The 2,305-nt window shown below is 52.6% G+C and carries 4 protein-coding genes; all 4 read left to right on the plus strand.

Annotated features, from left to right (window positions below; translation table 11 throughout):
- Positions 1-318: hypothetical protein (locus VSS37_RS09585; protein WP_324694688.1), on the plus strand; the 318-nt coding region annotated here is incomplete at its 5' end.
- Between the two features lie 71 nt (positions 319-389).
- Positions 390-584: a helix-turn-helix transcriptional regulator gene (locus tag VSS37_RS09590; protein ID WP_324694690.1), complete on the plus strand. Its 195-nt coding sequence runs from the start codon at positions 390-392 to the stop codon at positions 582-584.
- Entirely contained in the window at positions 581-1,543 is a 963-nt protein-coding gene (locus tag VSS37_RS09595) for a toprim domain-containing protein (protein WP_324694691.1), read from the plus strand. Before VSS37_RS09590 ends, VSS37_RS09595 begins: the two co-directional genes overlap by 4 nt.
- A 44-nt stretch (positions 1,544-1,587) precedes the next feature.
- Positions 1,588-2,253 carry a YfjI family protein gene (locus VSS37_RS09600; RefSeq protein WP_324694693.1) on the plus strand — a complete coding sequence of 222 codons (666 nt, stop codon included), beginning with the start codon at positions 1,588-1,590 and terminating at the stop codon, positions 2,251-2,253.
- Positions 2,254-2,305: the final 52 nt, after the last annotated feature.

Here is a 2,305-nt window from a genome sequence, read left to right on the forward strand (position 1 = left end):
AGGTGGGTCAGTTTTCAATTGATGGGGTGGGTCAGTTTTACATCGGTGGTGACAGGGCATCAAAAATGGCGCTGGGAAAATAGAAGGGGCGGGGCGTATATCGTTCATCAGTTGATTTGTCAGGGCGACAGTGTTTTAGAAGCGACCGGAATGGCAGAGGAATTGATAAGGAATCATATAGCCGAACTCCAAGGAAGACCAACGCCATATACGGTATTAGAAGGGGTGAAAGCCGACACGCTGCAAAAATGGTATTACGAATTCAAGGAAGAGCTTCAAAGGACGTTCCCGAAGGAATTATTTACGAAACCTGACTAGGTTGCATCCATGCGGAATAGAGGGGGATAAGTCAACATGGTGCGCATGGTAACAAACAGAGGAAAAACCTAATGCAAAGTTCAGAACGCCTTATCCGTTTACGTGCGGTTATCGAAAAAACCGGCTTATCAAAAACCAGCGTTTACCGTTTAGCAAATGACCCGAACAGCGACTTTCCGGCAGCAGTTCGACTGTCACAAGCGGCTGTAGGCTGGCGTGAATCTGAGGTTGATGCGTGGATTCAATCTCGGAGGGTAGCGGCATGATGACCTTGCAGCAACACATGCTCGAAAACATCGGCGTATCAATCGACAACCCGGTTATTGATGGCACTTGGCACAACGGGCGCGGCAAAGGTCGGGATAAGGTCGGCTATGTAGGGCATTACCTACCCAAAGGTTTACTAATCCGCTATCACAACCACAAAACCGACGAGATCCACGTATGGAAGGAATGGGACGGCGGGCAGGGTGAGTATATCGACCCGCTCGAATATCGGCGCAAGCGGGAAGAGGCGCAAGCTAAAGCGGATGCAGCGGCGCAACAGGCGGAACGCGAAAGGCTGGCATTGCTGGCAATTCTGCAAACGGTCATTACTGAGTCAGTGCCAGCATCACACGACCTTCCATACCCATTGGGTAAGCGAATCCTCGCACTCGCAGCACGGCAGGCCACCAAACGCTATGAGCTTGTACCAGCGACCGCAGAGAGCAGGGCGCAGTACATCACCCCTGATGATTTGCTGATCCCGGTATACAGCCACACAGGGGCGTTGCAGGGCATCCAGCAAATTACCAGCACCGGCTACAAGCTGATGCGTGGCACGTTCAAGGACGGGCTTTTGTGGATCGGGGGCGGCTTGTCTACTGGTGAGACTCCAAACCGGCTTTACATCGCTGAGGGCTGGGCTACCGGCGTAGCGGTACACATGCGCACCCGTAATCCTGTTGTGGTGGCGTTTGCGACAAGCAACCTACTGGCGGCGGGCAAGTGGGCGCGTGACCGTTGGGAGAATGCAGAGATTGTCTTTGCAGTCGACAACGACCTTGGCAGCAAAATCAGGGTAGGGGGGCGCGAAATCGAAAACCCCGGCAAGCATTACGCAGAGCGGGCGGCGCTGGCGGTGAATGCCGCAGTGGTTACGCCCCCAGGCAACGAAAAATCAGATTGGAACGACTGGCATACAGCACAAATCGCGGGCAAAAAAATACCCGACCTGCTGTAACAGAGTCGGGCTTTCAAAATCATTTAGTGAGTTCATATTGTACCATGACAGCAGAAACTATCAATGCAAAATCGGCAGGGCTGGGCGGAACCGTTTTTGAATTTCCGGCAGGCTCCAAACGCCAGCAGGCCGAGCCATCCAAAGAACCGGAACCGGCAAGCCACAAGCTGGACTTATTGAAGCACCTTCCAGACGGTGCTTTTAAGCAATACGTTTTCGACGTGGCGCAGATGTGCAGCATCAACCCGTCAACAACCATGCTTGTTGGACTAGGCCTTGTGTCGAGCGTAGCCAGCCGAGCATTTGCTATTCAATACCCCAACGGTGATTTATTGCCGTCAGGCGAGTACGTGGCAGGCGGCGGCGTTCCTGGCGACGGCAAGAGCCGTGCACTAAAGGCTTTTCAGTATCCAATTTTTCAGGCGCACAAAAAAGCTGTGCAGGACTGGCATAAGCGCGAAGCAGAATTCAAGGAAGACCCTGAAAATGAAGGGAAAAAGTTCAAAGAGCCGTACCCGACACGCATCTTTGTTACTGACTCAACTGTAGAAGCGCTGGAGCCTATCCTTGCCGAGTCGGGCGGCAACTTCTCGCTTGTCAGTGCAGAACAGGCCGTAATCAATACCCTGATAGGCGCAAGCTATGGCGGTGAAGGGCGGAAGAATAACAATGATTTGCCGCTGAAGGGGTTCAACGGGGAATATCATTAGGGCGACCGCATATAAATTTGCATTGAAACAATGCAGTTAGCGACACTACTGG

It is taken from the genome of Candidatus Thiothrix phosphatis, from assembly GCF_035668035.1.
Taxonomy (GTDB): Bacteria; Pseudomonadota; Gammaproteobacteria; order Thiotrichales; family Thiotrichaceae; genus Thiothrix; species Thiothrix phosphatis.